A 22,060-nucleotide genomic window follows, 5' to 3' on the forward strand; every position below is an offset into this window, starting at 1 on the left:
CATGCAAGACTTTGCAAAAATGGAAGCCAATGCACAGCAAGCGGTAGACCTTCTGAAAACTCTAGGAAACCGCTACCGCTTGATGATTTTGTGTGTGTTGCAAGAGAAAGAGATGAGTGTGTCTGAGCTTAATAACATGATTGCAATTCCACAGTCTTCATTGTCTCAACATTTAGCATGGTTAAGGCGGGAAGCTTACGTAAAAACACGGCGCGATGCACAAACGATATATTATTCATTGGATAGCAACGAGGTAAGAGAAGTCATTACGGTGCTGTATAAACTCTTTTGCCAAGACGATGATGCATTGCTAGTTTCTTAAGCGTATACGAGAAATTAAACTTATATACTATTCAACGAAAGTGGGAATCTCCGACAACACAAGCGATGTTTAAACAACAATAGTGTTGACCTTATTGAACACAATTAGCTTTTTTCTTGTTTACTATGCTGTTTAGGGGGTTCCTGCTTTCGCAGGAATGACCTAGGATGTTTGAAGTTTAGAGGTAAAAATCAAAAAAGTACTTTCCAACCTTAGAATGCAAATAATCGGAACAAGTAAATGACAGCTTATGCTGTTTATTTTAAAAGTGTTTAGCTGCGTTTTCAGTCGCTGATTCAATATGTCTTCGCATTGCTTCTCGTGCAGCAATAGGGTCGCGTGCCGCTAGTGCATCATATATGGCTTTATGTTCAGAAATAGACGGATGAATACCTTCGTCCCGTATCTGAGCTAAAAAAGACGTGCTTAATTGTGATTCATTGCGAAGCTTCCACAGCCATTGCACCACCGATTCGACAGCGCTATTTTGGCAGCTTTGGGCAATAATTTCGTGAAAGCGCTGATCGGCTTTTTCAGACGCGTCAGGTCGTTTTTCTTCCTCTTCCATATCGATCAAGCATTGTTGAAGTTGTTTAAGCTCATCATCTCCAATCCGCAAAGCCGCTAAACCACATGCTTCAGCTTCAATGATAAGACGAATTTCGAGGATCTCAAACGGACCTATGCCTGCGTCTCCCAAAGAGATACTTGAAGTGGGCCTTAATTGGTTAGCATAAATACCAGACCCCGAACGAATTTCTATTGCGCCGGTTAATTCAAGTGCAATCATGGCCTCGCGCACAGTTGGACGACTTACTCCAAGTTGTTCTGCTAATTCTCGCTCAGAGGGAAAACGTTCACCGGGCTTAATAATGTCATTTTCGATCAGTTTGCGTAGTTGCTCGGCAACTTTTACATATAAACGATCATTTTTTACCACTTCTAAGGGCAGTGACTTCATTTTTAGGTCTCTTTTAGTAAGCAGTATGGTTACATCAACTTAGCTTCTGGCCATTATAGTCGACACCGCATGAATCACGCCTCGTAATTCAGCCAAGCCTTTGAGGCGACCTGTATAACCATAACCCGGTTTTACATTGCTATCGTTGAGTTCATCATCTAAAAGATGACCATGATCTGGGCGCATTGGAATATTAATAAGTTGTTTAATATTTTCTTTTTTACGACGCGTGTTTTCTTCATCCAATATTGCTTGTATCAAGCCAACCATATCGTTGTCGCCATCAAGGTGATCTGACTCATAAAAGGACCCGTCGCTTTCTCGAATAACATTTCGTAAATGCACAAAATAAACGCGTGGACCAAACTCCTTTACCATTTCAACTAAGTTGTTATCGCCCCTCGCTCCATAAGAACCGGCACACATGGTTAGGCCATTAGCTGGTGAAGGACAGGCTTCAAGAAGTTGCCTAGCATCACTTGCCGTAGATACAACACGCGGAAGACCAAACAGAGAAAAGGGTGGATCATCAGGATGAATACACATTTTTGCTCCAACACTTTCAGCAACCGGAATGATTTCTTTTAAAAAGGTAAATAAATGATTTCTAAATCCTTCTGTTCCTAATTGGATGAATTCTTCAATGGCTTCTCGAATTGTCTCACGAGTATATGAACCTTCACCGCCGGGTAAACCTGCAATGATATTCTTCTCAAGTTGTGCACGTGCGTTTTCGTCCATCTGCGCAAAAGATTTTTCAGCTTTTGCAATGACTTCTGAAGAGTATGATTCTCTTGCACCAACCCGCTCTAAAATAAAAATATCGTAGGCAGCAAAGTCTGTCATTTCAAAGCGCAAAGCATGGCTCTTATTTGGCAATTGATACATTAAATTAGTACGTGTCCAATCAACGACTGGCATAAAGTTGTAGCAGATTGTGTAAATGCCACACTCTGCGGCGTTAACAATAGATTGCTTATAATTTTCTATGAGCGTCTGGTAATTGCCGCTGCGGGTTTTAATATTATTGTGTACAGGAATGCTTTCTATCACTTCCCATACTAAACCTTCTTTTTCTATCAAGGCTTTGTGTGCTTCAATTGCTTGCTTCGTCCAAAGTTCACCTGTTGCAACATCATGCAACGAACTAACAATACCAGTTGCACCAGCTTGTTTAATTCGGGTCAAACTTATTGGGTCACTAGGACCAAACCAACGCCACGTTTCTATCACAACAAATCCTTATATATTCAAATAAGTACACTACAGCTCAATTGCTTTTGAAGATAGTTTGCAAGCTTTAGAAAGCCTAATTATCCTCGCTTTCGATCGCATTAGCTTGTTTGTCTTTTTGACATATGATAGAAACATAGGTTAAATTGTCAAGTGGTAAGGCCAATATTTGACACTAAGACTCCCAGTTGTGACAGGTGATGACTGGTGTTCTCAAACCCATATGTCGAGGTTCGTGTTGTTAAGTAGCGATTTAAGAAAAATAATGACAAATATGAAGATGGTTTTAGTTTTCATGATGCTTGGGATACAAGCTTCTATTGCTATAGCGAGTGATGTTCCGCTCATAATTGAAGATGCGAATACTCGTTCTGAGCATTACTTACCAGATTTTTCCTTTGCCGGTTATGATAACGGTGAGTCCTTGCCTAACATTCAAGATTACCGCGTTATTGACGTCAGTGAACATGGCATCATCGCTAATGACGATATTGATGATAGCCTTGCTATCATTAAATTAATGAGCAGTATTAAAAACGACGAAATCCCTAGTGTTATTCAATTTGAAGCGGGTCGTTATATTATAAGCTCTATTATTTACTTCGATCGTAATTACACGGTGTGGCGCGGAATGGGGAGCGGTGAAAACGGCACTGAGTTTTATTTTCCAAGACCCCTTATGTATGCCCCGCCCACGCCAGAGTTAAAAGAACTAAGAGAATATCTAGTAAAATTTGACAAAATCCAACGAGACAAAAAAAGGAACTTACATTTACCTTTTACCGAGTGGTCGTGGTCGGGTGGCTATTTTTGGACACGCATAGAGGGGCAAAGAGTTAAAAAGTACCTGCAAGAGTATGATCAAGGTGAGCCTGTTGCTGCTCGTGCACAAAGCGGTAAGCGAGGTGGTTTTGAATTTGAAGTTGATGATACTACTCATTTAAAAGTCGGCCAAATAATTGAAATTCAGTGGTTAAATGACAAAGGAGAAAATGGACCTTTGTTGAAAGAGTTGTATCAAGACCAAGATGTGTATATTGGCAGTCATCATTGGAATTTTCCCAAATTACCGCTAGCACGACAGCAAGTAGAAATACTTTCTATACAAGGTAAAAAAATTACCATCCAAGCGCCATTACTGCATAACATTAACAAAGACTTGCTCGTTCATATTGAGGATTGGAAACATTTAACGCATATTGGTTTTGAAAATTTCAGTATGAAGTTTGCCTTTGCGACTACTATTGCACACCATATTGAACAAGGCTTTAATGGTATCTACTTAACACGCTTATATGACGGCTGGGTAGACAATGTATTAATTTCCAATGCCGACAGTGGCATATTGACTGAAGAGTCGGCAAATTTAAGCATTAAAAGTGTTATCACAACCGGAAAAAAAGCAGCGCACTATTCGGTCCAAGTAGGGGGCGTGCATAATGTGTTAGTTGAGAACTTGATAGTTGAAAATAAAGTCGTCCATCCAATGAGCTTTAATACCTTTTCAACTAAGAGTGTTTATCTTGGTGGCGAAATTAGAACCACACCAAAATTGGATCAGCATAGTGGGGCTAATCATCAAAATTTGTTTGATGGCGTTCAGCTCGACATTGATTTGAAGGGATCTGAGCAACAATATCCTTTATTTGATGGAGGTGGAGCAAAATATTGGAAACCGAGTCATGCGGCATTTAATACTCTTTGGAACTTAAAAATTAACTTTGTGAATAGTGGTGAGCTTAAGGGGCCGATTGTATTAGACGGCATTACTCAAGGTACCCTGGCGAGACTATTGGGTATTCATGCGAATTTACCTATCACACTAGAATATGGTCTCGATCCATACGTGGAAAAAACAAACGAAAAAATAGCACCACATTCTCTTTATCAATATCAACTTGAATCGCGATTGAGCAGTTCAAGCGCTTCGCTCAATAATTAGTTTTACTGGAAATTTACAATGCAAATTAGACATTCAACTAACCCTAAAGATGCCAAACATTACGATACCAATCGTTTGCGCGATGAGTACTTAATTGACTCACTGATGCGAGCAGACGAGATTTGTTTGGTCTACTCTCAAATTGACCGTGTTATTACTGGCGGTGCAATGCCTGTTAATAGTGAATTAACGCTAGCAGCAGGCGATGCATTACGGGCAAGCTCATTTTTGCAACGTCGAGAGTTAGGTATTATCAATGTGGGTGGAAGTGGCCAGGTAAAAGTGGGCGACAAAGAATATAGTTTAAGTAAGTTAGAGTGCTTATATTTGGGTCGAGGTGAGCCCGACCCCACTTTTAGTAGCGACGATAGCGCGCAACCTGCTTTGTTTTATATGGTCTCAACGCCGGCACACAAAGAATACCCCAGTGTTAAATCAACACAAGCGGATGCAAACGCTATTCATTTGGGTAGTTTAGAAACCAGTAATAAACGCACAATCTTCCAATATATACATGAAAAAGGCGTTCCTAGTTGCCAATTAGTGATGGGTTTAACTATTCTTGATACGGGTAGCGTTTGGAATACTTTCCCTGCTCACACTCACGACCGTCGAATGGAAGTTTATTTTTATTTTAACTTAGGAGAGCAAGACCGCGTAATGCATTTAATGGGTGAGCCAGACGAAACGCGTCACATTGTCGTTAAGAATCACCAAGCGGTATTGAGCCCATCATGGTCAATTCATAGTGGAGCGGGGACACGTAACTATGGCTTTATATGGGCAATGGCTGGCGAAAACCAAGCATTTGATGATATGGATGCGATCGATTTGAATAATTTTAGGTAGGTACAACAATGTCGAATACTCTATTTGATCTATCAGGAAAGGTGGCTTTAGTTACAGGTGGTTATAAAGGCTTAGGTTTAGCTATGGCAACAGGCTTGGGTGCCGCAGGAGCCACTGTTGTGCTAAATGGGCGAAATCAAAACGGCGTAGAAAGCGCTGTTGCCCATCTATCAGAACAAGGGATAAAAGCGCATTCTGCAATATTTGATGTAACTGATTATGCTGGCTTATCCCAGCAAATTGATACGATTGTTGACGCTCACGGAAGCATAGACATTTTAGTAAACAACGCAGGGATTATTCAACGTGAACCTTTGGCAAGCATGGAAGTTGATGATTTCAGGAACATAGTTGAAACCGACTTAACTGCTCCTTTTGCTATGGCAAAGGCTGTTGTAGCGCACATGCGTAAACAAGGTCACGGCAAAATTATTAATATTTGTTCAATGATGAGTGAGCTAGGCCGCGATGGTGTTGGTGCATATGCAGCGGCCAAAGGAGGCCTTAAAATGCTAACTCGAAACATGGCAACTGAATGGGCCAGAGACGGAATTCAAGTCAATGCGATTGGACCAGGTTACTTTGCTACTGATATAACAGCACCTATTAGAGTAGATGGGCACCCTTTTAACGAGTTTATAATAAACCGCACGCCATCGGGTCGATGGGGGCAGCCAGATGAGTTGCAAGGTGCGGCGGTATTTTTGTCGGCCAAAGCGTCAGATTTTGTGAATGGACAAGTGATATATGTCGACGGTGGTATTTTAGCAACCATCGGTAAACCATCCAATGAAAGTTAATTTAAGCAATAATTATTTAGGAACGCAGTATTATCATGGGTAAACCCTTACATCTTCACGAGCATCGGCTTTTTCCTTCGGAACCAGGAGCCAGAGAAATATGTCGACGTTTATATGCTGAAGTGAAGTCTTTACCAATTATTAGCCCACATGGTCACACCGATCCAAGTTGGTTTGCACTAAACGAATCATTTAGTAACCCCGCTGAGCTTTTATTAACGCCCGATCATTATGTATTGAGAATGCTGTATAGCCAAGGTATATCAATGCAATCTTTAGGGGTAAAACCGGATGACGGCGGTGACTACGAGACAGACCCTCGACAGGTATGGCGCTTATTTGCAGAGCATTATTATTTGTTTAGGGGTACGCCATCGCAGTTGTGGTTGGACTATATTTTTTATCATGTTTTTAATATTAATGTGCGCCTTGATGCATCAACTGCCGACAGATATTACGATATCATTAACACTGCACTAGCCACAGACGAATTTAGGCCGCGTGCCTTGTTTGAGCAATACAATATTGAAGTTATTTCTACCACAGAATCGCCATTAGACGATTTAAAACACCATCGGCATATTCTTGATAGTGATTGGTCTGGGCGGGTTATATCAGCATTTAGGCCAGATCCGGTTATTGATCCAGAGTTCGAAGGTTTCACCCAAAATATTGAAAAACTGGCAGCCCTAACAGGAGAAAATTGTTCAGATTTTGCTAGTTATTTAAAGGCCTTGGCTGCTAGACGCGCATTTTTTAAATCAACGGGCGTGACTTCAAGTGATCATGGTCACCCTACTGCGCTTACTGCAGATTTATCTCTCCAAGAATGTGAACGTTTATACCAGAAAGTAATTGCCTCAAAATGCAGTGCCCAAGATGCCGAGTTATTTCGTGCCCAAATGCTGACTGAAATGGCCAAAATGAGTATTGAAGACGGCTTAGTGATGCAAATTCATCCGGGTGTTTATCGCAATCATAATCCGAGACTTTTCCAAGGTTTTGGACGTGACAAAGGTGCCGATATACCGCTACAAACGGATTATGTAAATGCGCTTAAACCATTGCTAGATAAGTTTGGTAACGATTCTAGGCTCAGTATTATAGTGTTTACCCTTGATGAAACTTCTTACAGCCGTGAATTAGCGCCATTAGCGGGTCACTATCCAGCACTAAAAATTGGCCCTGCATGGTGGTTCCATGATAGCCCTGAAGGCATGCGTAGATACAGAGAGCAAGTCACCGAGACGGCAGGATTTTATAATACCGTTGGTTTTAACGACGATACCCGCGCGTTTTTGTCAATTCCAGCTAGGCACGATGTAGCTCGCCGTATGGATTGTAATTTTTTGTCAAAACTTGTGGCAGAACATCGATTGCATGAAGACGAAGCACATGAGTTGGCTCACGGTTTAGCCTATGATTTTGCTAAAAAGGCATACAAGCTATAATGGATACGCAAATTAAATCATTACCTCGTTTAAATGCCTCGTTCAATAAATCGAACGCAAATTCTAGCTTGGATGCGAGTTCTACCATTGTGCATTTGGGGGTAGGGGCGTTTCATCGAGCGCATCAAGCGTGGTATACACAAAAAGCTTTAGAAACCGAAAATAGCGATAGTTGGAAAATAATAGGTGTTAGCTTACGAAGCGCAACCATGGCAGAGCAGCTAAATCCACAAAATGGCCTATATACCGTCGTTGAGCAAAACTCAGAAGGCTATAATACTCAAATTATAGACGTCATTAAGGAAGTCATTGTCGCACCAGAATCACCCGATACTGTCTTAGCCGTATTAAGTGATGTAAGGACCAAAATTGTAAGCCTTACGATTACAGAAAAAGGGTATTGTCACGATCCGGCAAGCGGTCAATTACATCTATCTCACCCAGACATACAACACGATTTAAATTGCGACTTAACAAAGCACCAACATCCGCGCAGTGCAATAGGGTATTTGGTGTGGGCTATGCACCTTCGTTGGCAGCGTAACTTAAGCGGTTTTACAGTCATGAGTTGTGATAACTTGCCAGCAAATGGCCAATTGTTAAGGAATTTGGTCTTGAGTTTTGCACACCAACTAGCCCCTGATTTTGCTGAACATGTGGCAACTGAATACGCGTTTCCAAGCAGCATGGTTGATCGCATAGTACCTGCTATGACCGAACAAGTCCGTAATAAATTTTGTCAGCAACTAGGCTACGATGATCATGGGTTGATTGTGACTGAAAGCTTCAGCCAATGGGTTATAGAAGACAATTTTGCACAAGACCGGCCTGCTTGGGAAAAAGCCGGGGCTTTGTTAACACAAGATGTTCATGCATTCGAAACTATGAAGTTGCGTCTATTAAATGGTAGTCATTCATCCATTGCCTATGTTGGATATTTAAGCGGTTTTAAAACAGTGGCTGAGACTATTGAAAATCCAGAATGCTTCGCTTTTATTTCGGCAATTATGCGCGAAGAGCTATTGCCAAGTGTTGATGTTCCCAAAGGAATAGATGTAAAACAATATTGTCAGCAGCTGCTGCAACGTTTTGCCAATCCACACTTACATCATCAAACATATCAAATCGCGATGGATGGTTCGCAGAAATTACCGCAACGGCTTTTGCATGCACTTGCTTTTCAGTTAGATAATCAAGGAAGCATCGACAGACTATGTTTTGTAATTGCGGCTTGGATTCAATATGTATCGGGCTTAGACCTCAATGGTAAAGAAATCTCAGTACAAGATCCATACACCATAGAGTTAGCGAGTGCCTACTATACTGCTAATGGAGACCTCACTGAGTGGGTTGAGGAAATCTTTTGTATGGATACTATTTTTGATCAAAATGTAAAACAAAATAAGCAAGTTAAAAGCAAAGTATGCTATTGGCTTGCCCATATGCGAGAGCAATCACGCGCTTGCGATTCTCTTCACTCTTTACAAGTGGTGGTTGGCCAATGTTAAAAAGCAACTTCAACACGAGATTAAAAAACACAGTGTTTATATGTGCCAGTATATTGCTGTTAGCCGGATGTGCACAACAAAGTGAAACAATTGATATTAAGTTAGGGCACGCACTCGACACTTCGCATCCAGTGCACTTGGGCATGCAGTACATGGCTGATGATTTGGTTAAACGTTCTAATGGCGAAATGCGTATTACTCTATATCCAAATCAGCAATTAGGTAGTGAACGGCAAACTCTAGAATTATTACAAATAGGCTCAGTTGGCATGACAAAAGTGTCGGCAGCAGTGTTAGAGAATTTTGCCCCAAATGTAAAAGTGCTTAGCTTGCCTTATATTTTTATGAGTAAAAAGCATGCACATACGGTTATGGATAGCGAAATTGGACGTGATTTATTAACAGAAAGTGAGCCTTATTGGTTGCGAGGTTTAACTTTTTATGACGCGGGCAGCCGCAGTTACTATACAACTGAAAACCCTATTAATTTGCCTGAAGACTTAGAGGGCTTAAAGATACGAGTGCAATCGAGCGTGACCGCCATGAATTTAGTGAAGGCAATGGGCGGTTCGCCAACACCAATAGCGTGGGGTGAACTATATACCGCTTTGCAGCAAGGCGTGGTAGATGGCGCGGAAAACAACCCGCCTAGTTTTTATTATTCCAGACACTATGAAGTTGCGCCTTATTACACTTTAAATGAACATACATCGGTACCCGATGTACTTATGATTTCGACACATTTATGGGACCGATTGACTACACAACAACAAGAGTGGTTGCAGGCTTCAGCAAATGCGTCAGCCATTCATCAGCGTATGTTGTGGGAACAAGCTGAACTTGAGGCGCTCAATGCAGTGAAAGAAGCGGGTGTAACGATTATTTATCCAGACAAAGTCCCTTTTGCTAATTCAACAGCAAGTTTATTAGAAGCGTACAAATCAGACCCCACCGCATATGAGTATATTAAACGTATTCAAGCGAAGGCCAGCGACACAAACGAGGTATCACCATGAATAGCACAATGGCATTACGTCGCTTTTTAGATAAAGTATTGGAGCCTATTTTAATCATAATCGTGTTGCTTTTGGTGGTTACGGTTTTATGGCAGGTTACTAGCCGTTATATTTTGGCCTCGCCTAGCACTTTTACTAGTGAAGTAGCCAGAATATTATTAATTTGGTTAACCCTAATAGGGGCAGCCTGGGTGGTAGGTCAACGCGCTCATCTTTCGGTAGATTTGCTCATTGAAAAGCTCAGTGCTATGAAGGCCATTTTATTGCAAGGTTTTATCCACATTACTATTGCTGTTTTTGCTGTTGCGGTGTTAGTCGTTGGAGGGGCAAATCTTGTTTATACAACATTGCATTTAGGACAGATGACGACGGTATTGCAAATTCCTATGGGTTACGTTTATGTTGCCCTCCCCCTAAGTGGTTTATTAATGCTGGTGTATAGCATTTGTGATGTACTGCTTTTACATTCATCTTCGTCAACAGATGCAGAGGTAAATTAATATGGGCAGCATCGAAGTTTTAATATTGATTTTGAGTTTTGTGGTATTGCTAGGTATTGGTGTGCCCATTGCCTTTAGCATTGCCATATCAGCGACACTAACCTTAATAGTTAGTGTACCAGCGCTGTCGACACTTACGACTATTGCTCAACGAATGGGCACTGGTTTGGATAGTTTTACTTTGTTAGCCATCCCATTTTTTATTTTAGCTGGACAACTTATGAACAGCGGTGGAATAGCGCGAAGGCTTATTGACTTTGCACGCGCTTTAGTTGGAGCTTTGCCCGGTGGGCTTGCTTTTGTCAACATCATCGCGAACATGCTTTTTGGCGCAATTTCGGGTTCTGCAGTTGCGTCTGCATCTGCAATTGGCTCGGCAATGGGGCCAAGAATGGAAAAGGAAGGCTACGACAAAGCATATTCTGCGGCGGTGAATATTAGTTCAGCGACCACAGGCCTTATCATTCCACCAAGTAATATTTTGATCGTATTTTCTTTAGCGTCGGGTGGCGTGTCTATTGCGGCATTGTTCATGGCCGGATATGTACCTGGTTTATTGATTGGTGCCTTACTAATGCTGTGTGCAGGTGTTATGGCAAAGCGCCGTGGGTATCCGAGTGGAGAAAAAGCAAGTTTTGCAAAAGTGACTTCTACCTTTGTTGCTGCATTGCCAAGTTTACTCATGTTGGTAGTAGTGATTGGTGGTATTGTAAACGGCATTTTCACCGCCACAGAAGCTTCTGCTATTGCTGTGTTATACAGCGCGATTTTAGTATTCATGTACAAAGAAGTGAGCATCTCTGATATACGACCACTTATTTTAAATACCGTAAAAACTACTAGTATCGTGTTATTTTTAGTGGCGACATCGCTAGCCCTGTCTTGGGTGATGGCTTATGAGAATATTCCACAAACTATTACCGATGTTTTACTCACTATAAGTGACAACCCCATCATTATTTTGCTCATCATAAATGTGATTTTGTTATGTGTTGGTATTTTTATGGATATGACGCCAGCGGTTTTGATATTTACGCCTATATTTTTGCCTGTAGTGGTGGCGACAGGTATGGACCCAGTTCATTTTGGCATTATGATGGTACTTAACTTGTGTATTGGCTTATGCACACCACCTGTGGGCTCAGTACTATTTGTGGGTTGCAGTGTTGCTAAGCTAAAAATCCACGAAGTTATTAAGCCATTGTTGCCTTTATTCATCACCATGCTGGTAGGGTTAATGCTCATTACCTTTATACCCGAAATCAGTCTGTGGTTGCCGCGTGCATTGGGTTTGATGGAGTAATATCTTACACTCAAAAGTGAACAACTCTTCTTCTTTCCCCGTACTTAAGCTCTGTATTAAACGAGCCTTATTTTATTTGCGCCGATTGTATGCTCGGTATGCAGGCGTAGTCGGAAAAACTGAATTTCTCTATCAATGTGCGCCAAAGGCATAATCTGGCTTGAGGTGGAAATTATAAAACTAGAGCCAATAGAGCTTACAAAAACTAATTATTATTAAAAAACGATGGATATTTACATGAACATAAACAAACGAATATTTCAGTCTGCGATAGCGATTTTTGCTACTAGCAGTCTAATTGCCTGTCAGCCTAAACCAGATGAGGTGCAAGTGGAAGAAAGTACAACATTAATGCCGAAAAGCACACTCGTTTATCCTGAAACACAAAAAGGTGACGTGGTTGACACATACTTTGGTACCGATGTAGCTGACCCCTACAGATGGCTAGAGGATGATCGCAGTGCCGAAACGGAAGCATGGGTCGCAACACAAAATAAGACAACCCAAACATATTTAATGCAAATTCCCTATCGTGAAACAATAGGAAATGTTGTTCGCGATTTACTTAACTATGAACGAGTGTCGGCGCCTTTCATAGAAGGAAAATATACTTATTTTTATAAAAATGATGGCTTACAAAATCAAAGTGTTGTTTATCGGCAATTAGACAATGGTGAACCCGAAGTATTTATTGATCCTAACCAATTAAGTGACGACGGCACGGTGTCTTTATCAAGCATGTCTTTTTCTGAAGACGGTTCATTAGTTGCGTATCAAACTTCTACAGGAGGCAGCGATTGGCGTGAAGTGTATTTCATGGATACCGACACTATGGAGTTAGTAGGAGAAGTGCTCGACGACGTAAAATTCAGTGGCTTAAGTTGGTATAAAAATGAAGGGATTTATTATTCTAGTTACGATGCGCCAGATGGCTCGGAGTTAAGTGCCAAAACTGACCAGCATAAACTCTATTATCATAAAATAGGCACGCCGCAATCTGAAGACGCTAAAATTTTCGGACATACAGATGCGGAGAAACATCGCTATGTTGGCGCACAGGTAAGCGAAGATAGCCGTTATTTGTTGGTAACTGCGTCGGTGTCTACATCTGGGAATCGAGCATATTTAAAAGATTTAACTGACGCTGATGCTAAGTGGAAAACTGTTAAAGAAGACATTGATGGCGATGTTTACATGTTGGCTAGTGAAGGAGAAAAACTCTGGCTGGTTACTAATTATAAGGCGCCAAATGGAAAAGTTGTTGCGGTAAATGCAAATGAGCCCAATGTTGAAAATTGGCAAGAAATTATTAACGAAACTGACAATGTCTTATCGCCAAGCACCGCGGGTGGCTATATCTTTGCAGAATACATGGTTGATGCTATTTCTAAAGTGTATCAATACGACTTAAACGGCCAACAGATTCGTACTATCGATTTACCCGATATAGGCAGTGCTGGTTCTTTTGCAGGAAAAACTGATAGCAAAAACACCTATTATACGTTCAGCAATTATACAACACCCACCACTATTTACCGTTACGATATTGCAAGTGGCGAGTCTACTTTATTTAACAAACCTGCGTCTAAGTTTGATGGAAGTAAGTTTGTATCCAAACAAGTATTTTATACCTCAAAAGACGGCACCAAAGTGCCAATGATTATTACTCATGCAAAAGATACACAGTTAAACGGTAAAAACCCCACCTTACTTTATGGTTATGGCGGTTTTAATGTCAGTCTTACACCTCGGTTTAGTTCTACAGTGGCTGCGTGGCTTGAACTCGGGGGTATATATGCCGTGCCTAATATTCGTGGCGGTGGAGAGTACGGAAAAGCATGGCACAAAGCAGGCACACAACTGCAAAAACAAAATGTGTTTGATGACTTTATTGCGGCAGCAGAGTATTTAATTGATAACAAGTACACCAGCAGCGATTATTTAGCGCTGCGCGGTGGCTCAAATGGCGGCTTGTTGGTCGGTGCTGTTATGACCCAACGTCCTAGTTTAGCTAAAGTTGCCCTGCCTGCAGTAGGCGTGTTAGACATGCTTCGGTATCACACCTTTACTGCGGGTGCAGGTTGGGCATATGACTACGGTACTTCAGAGCAGAGTGACGAAATGTTTAAGTATTTACTCGGCTACTCTCCTTTGCATAATATAAAAGCCGGTGTCGAGTATCCAGCAACTATGGTAACAACCGCTGACCATGATGACCGAGTAGTACCAGCGCATTCGTTCAAATTTGCCGCAGAATTGCAGGCAAACCAACAAGGGAATAATCCGACCTTGATCAGAATCGAAACTGACGCTGGTCATGGCGCGGGTACACCCATTAGTAAAACCATTGAGCAATATGCTGACATCTATGGTTTTGTTTTATACAGCATGGGTATCCGATCGTTAGACGAATTGTAAAACACTCATTGCCCAAATCGCCTATTTTTATATGGTGTCTAGTCGCCATAACCCCAAGGCGTGATGGGCAAAGCAACGGGTTTACTCAAATCAAAGTCTACTCTGAATTCTCTTCCTTGCCGAATTAAACGGTAGGTGAACTTTTCAGGGTAGATATACATTTGCCAAGTATTACCCATTGATTGTGGTATGCCGGTATTTAAAAATAGCTCCTTGGAATACTGATCTGCCGGAAAAGACTGCACTTGAGCGTAACCTGCATCATTCGTATGCCCGCCATACATGGTCAATGGATCGTCACTACCGTCGGGTTTGCGATGATCGTGCTTAAGACTCAAACCACTCCCTGTTTTAGTAATTATCCATGTTCTAGACGCATTATCACCTACGTGAAATGGGACTTGTAGCTCGGTATCGGTGCAATGACGTACATGCATGATTAACTTGTTATCAAATGCGGGGCTGGGGTCATTGTCAAAGACAACCTTGCCTTCAAATGCCTTGCCACAGTGTTGCTTTATGGCATCGAAGAAAGCATCATGACTTGGAATAGAAACAAGAGGCGCCGGCCTCACGTTTGCCAATGTTTGCGTACAAAAAAACAGTAATAAAGTGAATGTAATAGCCACTACGCTATTATTTTTAACACGACTCTGACTAGAGTGAGAATGTTGAGTTAGGTACATAACAAATCCTGTTTTATTGAATGACGCTTTAAGCGTTGTTTTGAGCACTAAGTAAGCATATTAACCGAGTCATGTCGTTCTCGCCAATTTACTCGCAGAAATGTTTGAGTTTTCATATGAGAAAATTGCTTAACGCAATGACTACGTGGGACTCAGTCAGCAACAGCTTGCAGAATGGACCAGCTATCGCTCAACTTCATTATTGGAGCAATTTACCCCATGCCAAGTGCTCATTATGGTGGAAGTCGCTAGAAATCAACTGATGTCAGAAAAACCTTAAAAAAGTTTAAGATACTTTTTTCCTTTAATCGTCGTATTACTTTATAGCTTATTTGTAAACGAGCATGTAACCAGTGCTTCTTAAAGGAAAATCAGACGTGGCAATATCTTCTTCATCTTTTACAAAACACAATTTAAAGCTGCTATGTTGCTCCCTAATGTTGGCACAAGTTTTTCTTGGCGCTAGTGCAACTGTGGAGGATGAAGCAACAGATATAGTCGAATCGCCTGATCGTAATTTAACCGGGTTTGAAAGCCTTGGAGACGCACAGCCCCTATGGGAGTTTGGCGCCGGTGGCGGCGCCATTGACGTTGCCAAATATCCTGCTTCTAGCGAGCGTAATTTTATTGCTTTGGCAGCACCCTATATTGTATATCGCGGTGATGTATTTAGGCTAGGTGGTGGAGGTGGTGCTCGTGCTGTAGTCGTCGAAGACAAAAACTACGAAATCGATCTTTCATTTGGTGGGGCATTCTCTGCAGACAGCGAAGATAATACCGCAAGGGAGGGCATGCCCGAATTAGACTTCCTTTTTGAAGTAGGCCCTCAATTTGTATACCGCATGAAGGACTTTGAATTTGATGGTGGTGGCAATGGTCGATTAAATCTAAGACTGCAAGCAAGAGCCGTTTTTTCGACTGACTTTGAGCGCATTGATGAACGAGGGTACGTATTTGAACCTAAACTTACTTATCAACAACGGGGAGTATGGCAAGAAAACACGGGTCTCAACTTGTCGGCGGGTTTAGTGTTCGCTACTGAAGAATTACACGATTATTTTTATCAAGTCGATAGTGAATTCGCTACTAACACTCGTTCACAGTTTGACGCCAAAGGCGGTTTTTTGGGCGCCGAGCTCTCTGCCAGCATGTCTTTCCCTATTCGTAAAAATATGCGCGGATTTGCATCTGTATCTGCACAAATTCACCATGGCGCAGCAAATGAAGACAGTCCATTGTTTGAAGATAATATTACATACAGCATTGGACTTGGATTTGTTTGGCGTTTATACGAAAGTGAAGCTAAAGCAAGTTGGTAATATAGTGTGTTAAAATCGACATTCGCATAATAAATACTCTTTTTATATAAGGTTTTTTGTCATACACAGGTACACTCCATAATATAAAACAAAGAACCACTATGGAGATGGCGATGAAACCCGAAACAATTGCTTTACACGCAGGTTATAGTAGCGACCCCACAACAAAGGCTGCCACTACCCCTATATATCAAACTACCTCGTTCACATTTGACGATACTCAACATGGCGCTGATTTATTTAATTTAGCCGTGCCCGGCAATATTTACAGCCGTATTATGAATCCAACAAATGCTGTTTTAGAGCAACGAGTTACTGAGTTAGAAGGGGGCATAGGCGCATTATCGGTTGCTTCCGGTATGGCAGCAATACGCTATGCAATTGAGGCGATTGCTGAGGTTGGTAGTAATATTGTCAGTTCAAGTCAGTTGTATGGTGGAACTTATAATTTATTCGCACACACCTTTCCTCGACAAGGTATTGAAGCGCGCTTTGCGGCGGGTGATGACTATGAAAAACTAGCTTCGCTTATCGATGAAAACACGCGTGCACTTTTTTGCGAATCTATTGGAAACCCTGCCGGTAATGTCGTTGATATACAACGTTGGGCTGAAATAGCCCATGCAGCTGGCGTACCTTTAATTGTTGATAATACGGTAGCAACCCCTATTTTATGCAAAGCGTTTGATTTAGGTGCGGATATTGTTATTCACTCGTTAACCAAATACATTGGTGGTCATGGCACCACAATAGGCGGCATTATTGTTGATTCGGGCAAGTTTGATTGGGCCGCCAATGGTGAGCGCTTTAAAATGATGACAACGCCAGATCCGTCCTATCATGGTGTCGTATATACAGAGGCATTGGGTCCTGCGGCTTATATAGGGCGTTGCCGAGTGGTACCTTTACGTAATACTGGTGCGGCTCTTTCACCCAATAGTGCTTTCCAAATTATGCAGGGCCTAGAAACCCTTTCCTTGCGTATGGAAAGGCATTGTGAAAATGCAGCGTCAGTAGCGGGCTACTTGGAGAAGCATGAAGCCGTAAACTGGGTCAATTATGCAGCTCTGCCTTCTAGTAAATATTATGAAACTTGCCAAAAAATATGCGGTGGTAAAGCGGCTGGAATTATTAGTTTTGGTATAAAAGGCGGGATTGAAGCTGGTTCCAAATTTATAGATGCATTGCAGTTAATTTTGCGATTGGTGAATATTGGTGATGCAAAATCTCTGGCTTGCCATCCTGCCAGCACTACACATCGTCAATTAAGCCCTGAAGAGCTTGCAACTGTTGGTGTGTCTGAAGACATGGTGCGGATTTCAGTGGGCATTGAACATATCGATGATATTATTGCCGATATTGAACAGGCCTTGGCAGCGAGTCAGTCGTAACTTGCTTTTTTGAGAAGCGCCTTGGTTAAGACGAGGCGCTCATATTAGTTATTTAGATACACTCTGAAAAATTGGGTGGCAATTAGTCATTTTCAAGTTTCCCTTTTTATTCCGTTCAGAAGCTTTTAAGATATCTCTACAATCTTAATCAGTAAACAAAACTTTTTATTCTTCGATCTACCACAGAGTTCTTTATGTTAGTTATATCAAATGCGATAACAATTGCCGATTGGGAAATCGAGCTTAATGCTATAAGGTCTGCTGGTAATGGTGGACAGAATGTTAATAAAGTGGCAACGGCCATTCATTTGCGCTTTGATATAGAAAAGTCTTCGCTACCAAGGGTGCACAAAGACAAGCTGTTAAAGTTATCTGATTCACGAGTTACTTCGGAAGGAGTAATAGTTATAAAATCACAAGAGTTTAGAACGCAGCTAAAAAATAAAAAAGCTGCCTTGGAGCGATTGCAAGAACTAATACGTTCCGCAATGGTTGTGCAAAAAGCACGAAGACCAAGTAAACCAACAAAAGCCTCACAAATACGTCGAGTCGATAGCAAAACCAAACGTGGCGTGACTAAATCTCTGAGGAAGAAGGTAGATTTTTAAACGCCAAATAAGCAATTTGTTTGATTGGTGAGACACTTGATAACATGCATATTGCCGACGCATAATATTGTCTTTTAAGGATAAAAGTATATTTATCTCGTTTTATTCAGAATTATCAGGGAATTTTTGATTAAATTTTAAAAACTGCGCAATATCCATCCTAAAAACAAACTAATTAGACCAGTTAAGTGTGCACATTTTGTTACAAACAATTCAATTTTGAAATATTTTCATGCAATTCCGGTAAAAAACTACAATTTTTTTGCGCCTAATGCACGTTTTTGTATTTGACTATTTGCGGTGCTTTGAGTAGTGTAGCGAACGGGTAAATGTCTTTGTTTAATTAAAGTTCTGCATGATCTTAATTTAAAGGCAGCACTTCATTTGCAAATAAAAAGTAGCCACAATAATAACTAGACTACTTACAAATAAATAGAAAAATGCTGTTACATTCGCAGCAAATAGGGAAACAATATGATTACAAAAAATGATTCTAAGCTACATAAATTGTCGCTTGGTGTAATGCTTGCTTTGGGCTTAGCGGCATCTCCTTCATTGTTTGCACAAGAAGAAGATGATTTGCTAGAAGAAAGTGAAGAAGAGGTTAAAGAAGTCGTCGAAAGAGTAACGGTCACAGGTTCTCGTATACGTCGTCAAGAATTCTCAACCGCTTCTCCTATCCAAGTATTAGATGGTGATATATCACGAGAGCTAGGTCTATTCGATACGGCTGAACTTTTACAAACAACTTCTCAGGTATCTGGTCTACAGATTGATAGTACATTCTCAGGATTCGTACTAGATAATGGTCCGGGTGCTTCTACTATCGGTTTCCGTGGATTAGGCGCTGGCCGTACATTGGTCTTGGTTAACGGACGTCGTATTGCTCCTGCAGGTGCAGGTGGTGCGCCAGTTTCTCCTGACCTTAACTTGATTCCTACTGTTCTAATAGAGCGCGTCGAAAACTTATTTGACGGCGCATCTACAACATATGGTTCTGATGCGATTGCGGGTGTTTCAAACGCCATTTTACGTACAGACGTTGATGGTTTTGAATTCCAAGGTTTTTATTCAAACCCTGAGTCTGACGGCGCAGAGCAAACTGTATTGTCAGGTATGTACGGTACCAGTGGTGATGATTATCGTTTCCAGATCGCATTTGAGTATAACGAAACACGTGGTCAGTCTTTTTCTGAAAACCGTTTTGTAAGTGACTGTGACGAGATAATCCAAGAAGATAGAGCAGGTAACATTTACTCTGAATACCGTGGTATTGGTCCAAGTGCTAGCCCGGCGACAAATTGTGATTTGTTCCCGTTATCAAACCGTATTCAGCACGAAAATTTCTTCGGCTCTTTATATTGGACACCTGGTTCAAGTAACATCGGTGTTCCTAACTTAACTGAAACCACAACATCATTAGGAAACGTTCCGTTTATTTTTGGTACGGTTGCTGCGGATAGTAACGGTGACGGCATTGACGATATCGGTCTTTATGATGGAAATGGCGACGGACTATTAGACGTTAACTTCCAAGATGAGTTATATGGCTTGTCAATTTCTGATTATGTAAATTCTTCAGATTGGACTAGACCACTTCAGCGTTTCAGTGTTTATATCGACGGTGATTATTTGTTTAACGACGATAACGACACTCGTTTCTTCTACGAAGGTTTGTATGCAAGTCGTGATTCAGATGGATTTAGTGCCGGTGCTCAGATATTCCAGTGGGTAGGTATCGATAACCCTTACAACCCTTGTGGTACTGATCCAATCAACTCAGTAAATTGTTACGCCGCAACTGGACTTGACCGTTTCTTCGGTGATACTCCTTCAAGAATGCGTCCTATCATCAGTATTCGTGGTGACCGTGATATCGAGCAAGCAGACGTTTATCAATATCGTATGGTTGCTGGCTTAGAAGGTAACATTGGTGCCTTAGCTGATTTTGGTCAAGGTAACTGGTTCTACGAAGCATCTGTTAGTTATAGTGCTTCTAAAGGAACTAACTCAACTAATGGTCTAAATGAAGAACGCCTGATTTTCTCTCTTGAAAACTCTGTACGTATGGCTGATGGATCTATTTCATGTGGTGAAGGTTGTGTGCCAATCAACTTGTTCGCTGATAGTATTTATCAAGTTGGTGGTGGTACCTTTGCAACACAAGCTGAGTCTGATTATTTATTCCTAGAGCGTTCAATCGAAACTGAAGTTAAGCAAACGCTTCTCAGTGGTTTCATTGGCGGTGACTTACTTACATTGCCATGGAACGAAGAAATTGTTCCATTAATTGTTGGTTTCGAATATCGTAAAGATGAAATCATTACTGATGCTAACGACGTTGCAGCAGAAGGCTTATTGTGGGGCTTCTTCTCAGACCGCGGTGCAGACGGCGATCGCGACCTTAAAGAATTTTATTTTGAAACAGAATTCCCGTTATTGAGAGGGCTCGAGTATGCTGAAGAATTAACAGTAACTGCAGCGGGTCGTTCTACTAACGAAACCTTCTATGACACAGAAACTGTTTGGAGCTTAAAAGGTGTTTATCGTCCTACCGAATGGTTAACTGTTCGTGGTACGCGCGGTACATCTTATCGTGCACCTGACTTAGGTAACCGTTTCTTGAATGGTACTTCTGGTTTTAATACTGTTGTGGATCCTTGTGTTGTCCCAGCAGATGCGAGAGAGTCTGATATCACTGCAGGACCAAATGCACCAGAGACTTACGTACCAGAAGATGATAATCGTGAAGCTCGCGTATTTACAGCTTGTGCTGCTAACGGCGTAGATGCGACTTCTCTTGGTTTACGTACTGCTGATTCACCTTCAGTAGGCGCAGCATCAAGTACAGAAATCATCACCAGTGGTACCGAAGATTTGAGACCTGAAACGTCTGTATCGCAAACTTGGGGTGTAATTTTTGAGCAACCTTGGAGTGAAGAGTTTGAATTGACAATGTCATTCACTAACTACGAAATCGCTATTAACGATGCTGTTGCTACTCTATCGCCAGGTGCAATATTAACCTTATGTTATAACAATGAAGACGCGCCAAATGGTGATTCAGCTTTGTGTAACTTAGCGCCTCGTGATTCTGATGGTTTCTTAACTGACATTTCTCGTACACCGGTTAACTTTGACCGTCAAACCTCACGTGGTACTGACTACAACATTTTCTATAACCAAGCATTTGTTGTTGGTGATAATGAACTTGATGTAACACTCGATGTGTTGGCGACTAAATTGAAGTCACAAACCAGTGAGTCTTTCCAAACATTTGATGACAACATTGGTGAGCCAGCCTTCCCAGAGTGGCGTGGTAGTGCTCGTTTAGGCCTAGCCTATCAAGACTTCCGTTTCAATTGGGTAACCTTCTATATTGGTGCTGGTGAAGCAGATAACTTAGGTGATTACAATGAAAACAACATTGCTTGTGATGGCTTAACGGGTATTTCATGTCGTCCAGTTTCTTACACAGGTTCTTATGTTCGTCATAACATGAGTGTGAGCTACGCTTGGGATAACATGAATATTAACGTTGGTATGTCAAATGTGTTTGACAGACAGCCTAATAAAGTAGGTACTCGTGGTAACGTATTTAATGTACGTAATATTCCACTAGGTGTTGGTTATGACCTTACTGGTCGTGAAGTATTTGTTAACTTTGGTGTTAGTTTCTAATACTAAAATAACAACATAAGTAAGGGCTCACCGGACCTAGTCCTGTGAGCCTTTTTTTTACAAAATAGAAAG

General features: G+C 41.4%; 17 protein-coding genes. 14 read left to right on the forward strand and 3 right to left on the reverse strand.

Going from position 1 to position 22,060, the window contains the following annotated elements; all coding sequences use genetic code 11:
• Position 1: 1 nt before the first annotated feature.
• Positions 2 to 322, forward strand: a complete 321-nt coding sequence (locus RM552_RS15550; RefSeq protein WP_311369796.1) for an ArsR/SmtB family transcription factor — start codon at positions 2 to 4, stop codon at positions 320 to 322.
• Between the two features lie 262 nt (positions 323 to 584).
• Here RM552_RS15550 and RM552_RS15555 read toward each other — a convergent pair whose 3' ends face one another.
• A complete protein-coding gene (locus RM552_RS15555; RefSeq protein WP_311369797.1) occupies positions 585 to 1,283 on the reverse strand; it encodes a FadR/GntR family transcriptional regulator in 699 nt (232 codons plus the stop codon).
• Between the two features lie 39 nt (positions 1,284 to 1,322).
• The gene (gene uxuA / locus RM552_RS15560; protein WP_311369798.1) at positions 1,323 to 2,516 is read right to left on the reverse strand and encodes a mannonate dehydratase; all 1,194 of its coding nucleotides are present in this window, start codon (positions 2,514 to 2,516) and stop codon (positions 1,323 to 1,325) included.
• A 169-nt stretch (positions 2,517 to 2,685) separates the two neighbouring features.
• Here uxuA and RM552_RS15565 point away from each other — a divergent pair, with 169 nt between their 5' ends.
• From RM552_RS15565 to RM552_RS15605, 9 genes are all read left to right on the forward strand, one after another.
• Positions 2,686 to 4,458: a hypothetical protein gene (locus RM552_RS15565; protein ID WP_311369799.1), complete on the forward strand. Its 1,773-nt coding sequence runs from the start codon at positions 2,686 to 2,688 to the stop codon at positions 4,456 to 4,458.
• 18 nt (positions 4,459 to 4,476) lie between these two features.
• Positions 4,477 to 5,307, forward strand: coding sequence for a 5-dehydro-4-deoxy-D-glucuronate isomerase (gene kduI / locus RM552_RS15570; RefSeq protein WP_311369800.1), 831 nt, complete (start codon positions 4,477 to 4,479; stop codon positions 5,305 to 5,307).
• A gap of 8 nt (positions 5,308 to 5,315) precedes the next feature.
• A complete protein-coding gene (locus RM552_RS15575) occupies positions 5,316 to 6,107 on the forward strand; it encodes a gluconate 5-dehydrogenase (protein ID WP_311369801.1) in 792 nt (263 codons plus the stop codon).
• Positions 6,108 to 6,142: 35 nt separating this feature from the next.
• Positions 6,143 to 7,558, forward strand: a complete 1,416-nt coding sequence (uxaC, locus tag RM552_RS15580) for a glucuronate isomerase (protein ID WP_311369802.1) — start codon at positions 6,143 to 6,145, stop codon at positions 7,556 to 7,558.
• Positions 7,558 to 9,066 carry a mannitol dehydrogenase family protein gene (locus RM552_RS15585; protein WP_311369803.1) on the forward strand — a complete coding sequence of 503 codons (1,509 nt, stop codon included), beginning with the start codon at positions 7,558 to 7,560 and terminating at the stop codon, positions 9,064 to 9,066. Before uxaC ends, RM552_RS15585 begins: the two co-directional genes overlap by 1 nt.
• Positions 9,060 to 10,082, forward strand: a complete 1,023-nt coding sequence (locus tag RM552_RS15590) for a TRAP transporter substrate-binding protein (protein ID WP_311369804.1) — start codon at positions 9,060 to 9,062, stop codon at positions 10,080 to 10,082. The genes RM552_RS15585 and RM552_RS15590 overlap by 7 nt, the downstream gene beginning before the upstream one ends.
• On the forward strand, positions 10,079 to 10,582 hold the full coding sequence (locus tag RM552_RS15595) for a TRAP transporter small permease (protein WP_311369805.1): 504 nt from the start codon (positions 10,079 to 10,081) through the stop codon (positions 10,580 to 10,582). Before RM552_RS15590 ends, RM552_RS15595 begins: the two co-directional genes overlap by 4 nt.
• Position 10,583: 1 nt before the next feature.
• A complete protein-coding gene (locus RM552_RS15600) occupies positions 10,584 to 11,885 on the forward strand; it encodes a TRAP transporter large permease (RefSeq protein WP_311369806.1) in 1,302 nt (433 codons plus the stop codon).
• A gap of 237 nt (positions 11,886 to 12,122) precedes the next feature.
• On the forward strand, positions 12,123 to 14,303 hold the full coding sequence (locus RM552_RS15605; RefSeq protein ID WP_432277236.1) for a prolyl oligopeptidase family serine peptidase: 2,181 nt from the start codon (positions 12,123 to 12,125) through the stop codon (positions 14,301 to 14,303).
• Positions 14,304 to 14,341: 38 nt separating this feature from the next.
• On the opposite strand, the gene RM552_RS15610 is transcribed toward RM552_RS15605, so the two are convergent.
• Entirely contained in the window at positions 14,342 to 14,989 is a 648-nt protein-coding gene (locus RM552_RS15610) for a hypothetical protein (RefSeq protein ID WP_311369807.1), read from the reverse strand.
• Between the two features lie 437 nt (positions 14,990 to 15,426).
• Between RM552_RS15610 and RM552_RS15615 the strand changes: the two genes are divergently transcribed.
• The 4 genes from RM552_RS15615 to RM552_RS15630 all read left to right on the forward strand — a co-directional run bounded on the left by RM552_RS15615 (position 15,427) and on the right by RM552_RS15630 (position 21,988).
• Positions 15,427 to 16,308 (forward strand): MipA/OmpV family protein, encoded by an 882-nt coding sequence (locus tag RM552_RS15615; protein ID WP_311369808.1) that lies wholly within the window; start codon positions 15,427 to 15,429, stop codon positions 16,306 to 16,308.
• 113 nt (positions 16,309 to 16,421) lie between these two features.
• Entirely contained in the window at positions 16,422 to 17,699 is a 1,278-nt protein-coding gene (locus RM552_RS15620; protein ID WP_311369809.1) for an O-acetylhomoserine aminocarboxypropyltransferase/cysteine synthase family protein, read from the forward strand.
• Positions 17,700 to 17,893: 194 nt separating this feature from the next.
• Entirely contained in the window at positions 17,894 to 18,307 is a 414-nt protein-coding gene (gene arfB, locus RM552_RS15625; protein ID WP_311369810.1) for an alternative ribosome rescue aminoacyl-tRNA hydrolase ArfB, read from the forward strand.
• A 474-nt stretch (positions 18,308 to 18,781) separates the two neighbouring features.
• Positions 18,782 to 21,988, forward strand: a complete 3,207-nt coding sequence (locus tag RM552_RS15630) for a TonB-dependent receptor domain-containing protein (protein ID WP_311369811.1) — start codon at positions 18,782 to 18,784, stop codon at positions 21,986 to 21,988.
• The last annotated feature ends 72 nt before the right edge of the window (positions 21,989 to 22,060 follow it).

The organism is Glaciecola petra (assembly GCF_031846345.1).
Classification (GTDB): Bacteria; Pseudomonadota; Gammaproteobacteria; order Enterobacterales; family Alteromonadaceae; genus Glaciecola; species Glaciecola petra.

What these genes read in the sequence shown, in the direction of transcription:
- RM552_RS15600 (WP_311369806.1), top strand. Translation starts at nt 10,584, where the DNA reads ATGGGCAGCATCGAAGTTTTAATATTGATTTTGAGTTTTGTGGTATTG.
- RM552_RS15630 (WP_311369811.1), top strand. Translation starts at nt 18,782, where the DNA reads ATGATTACAAAAAATGATTCTAAGCTACATAAATTGTCGCTTGGTGTA.
- RM552_RS15615 (WP_311369808.1), top strand. Translation starts at nt 15,427, where the DNA reads ATGTTGGCACAAGTTTTTCTTGGCGCTAGTGCAACTGTGGAGGATGAA.
- RM552_RS15610 (WP_311369807.1), bottom strand. Translation starts at nt 14,989, where the DNA reads ATGTACCTAACTCAACATTCTCACTCTAGTCAGAGTCGTGTTAAAAAT.
- kduI (WP_311369800.1), top strand. Translation starts at nt 4,477, where the DNA reads ATGCAAATTAGACATTCAACTAACCCTAAAGATGCCAAACATTACGAT.
- RM552_RS15620 (WP_311369809.1), top strand. Translation starts at nt 16,422, where the DNA reads ATGAAACCCGAAACAATTGCTTTACACGCAGGTTATAGTAGCGACCCC.
- RM552_RS15575 (WP_311369801.1), top strand. Translation starts at nt 5,316, where the DNA reads ATGTCGAATACTCTATTTGATCTATCAGGAAAGGTGGCTTTAGTTACA.
- uxaC (WP_311369802.1), top strand. Translation starts at nt 6,143, where the DNA reads ATGGGTAAACCCTTACATCTTCACGAGCATCGGCTTTTTCCTTCGGAA.
- arfB (WP_311369810.1), top strand. Translation starts at nt 17,894, where the DNA reads ATGTTAGTTATATCAAATGCGATAACAATTGCCGATTGGGAAATCGAG.
- RM552_RS15590 (WP_311369804.1), top strand. Translation starts at nt 9,060, where the DNA reads ATGTTAAAAAGCAACTTCAACACGAGATTAAAAAACACAGTGTTTATA.
- RM552_RS15605 (WP_432277236.1), top strand. Translation starts at nt 12,123, where the DNA reads ATGAACATAAACAAACGAATATTTCAGTCTGCGATAGCGATTTTTGCT.
- RM552_RS15555 (WP_311369797.1), bottom strand. Translation starts at nt 1,283, where the DNA reads ATGAAGTCACTGCCCTTAGAAGTGGTAAAAAATGATCGTTTATATGTA.
- RM552_RS15595 (WP_311369805.1), top strand. Translation starts at nt 10,079, where the DNA reads ATGAATAGCACAATGGCATTACGTCGCTTTTTAGATAAAGTATTGGAG.
- RM552_RS15550 (WP_311369796.1), top strand. Translation starts at nt 2, where the DNA reads ATGCAAGACTTTGCAAAAATGGAAGCCAATGCACAGCAAGCGGTAGAC.
- RM552_RS15585 (WP_311369803.1), top strand. Translation starts at nt 7,558, where the DNA reads ATGGATACGCAAATTAAATCATTACCTCGTTTAAATGCCTCGTTCAAT.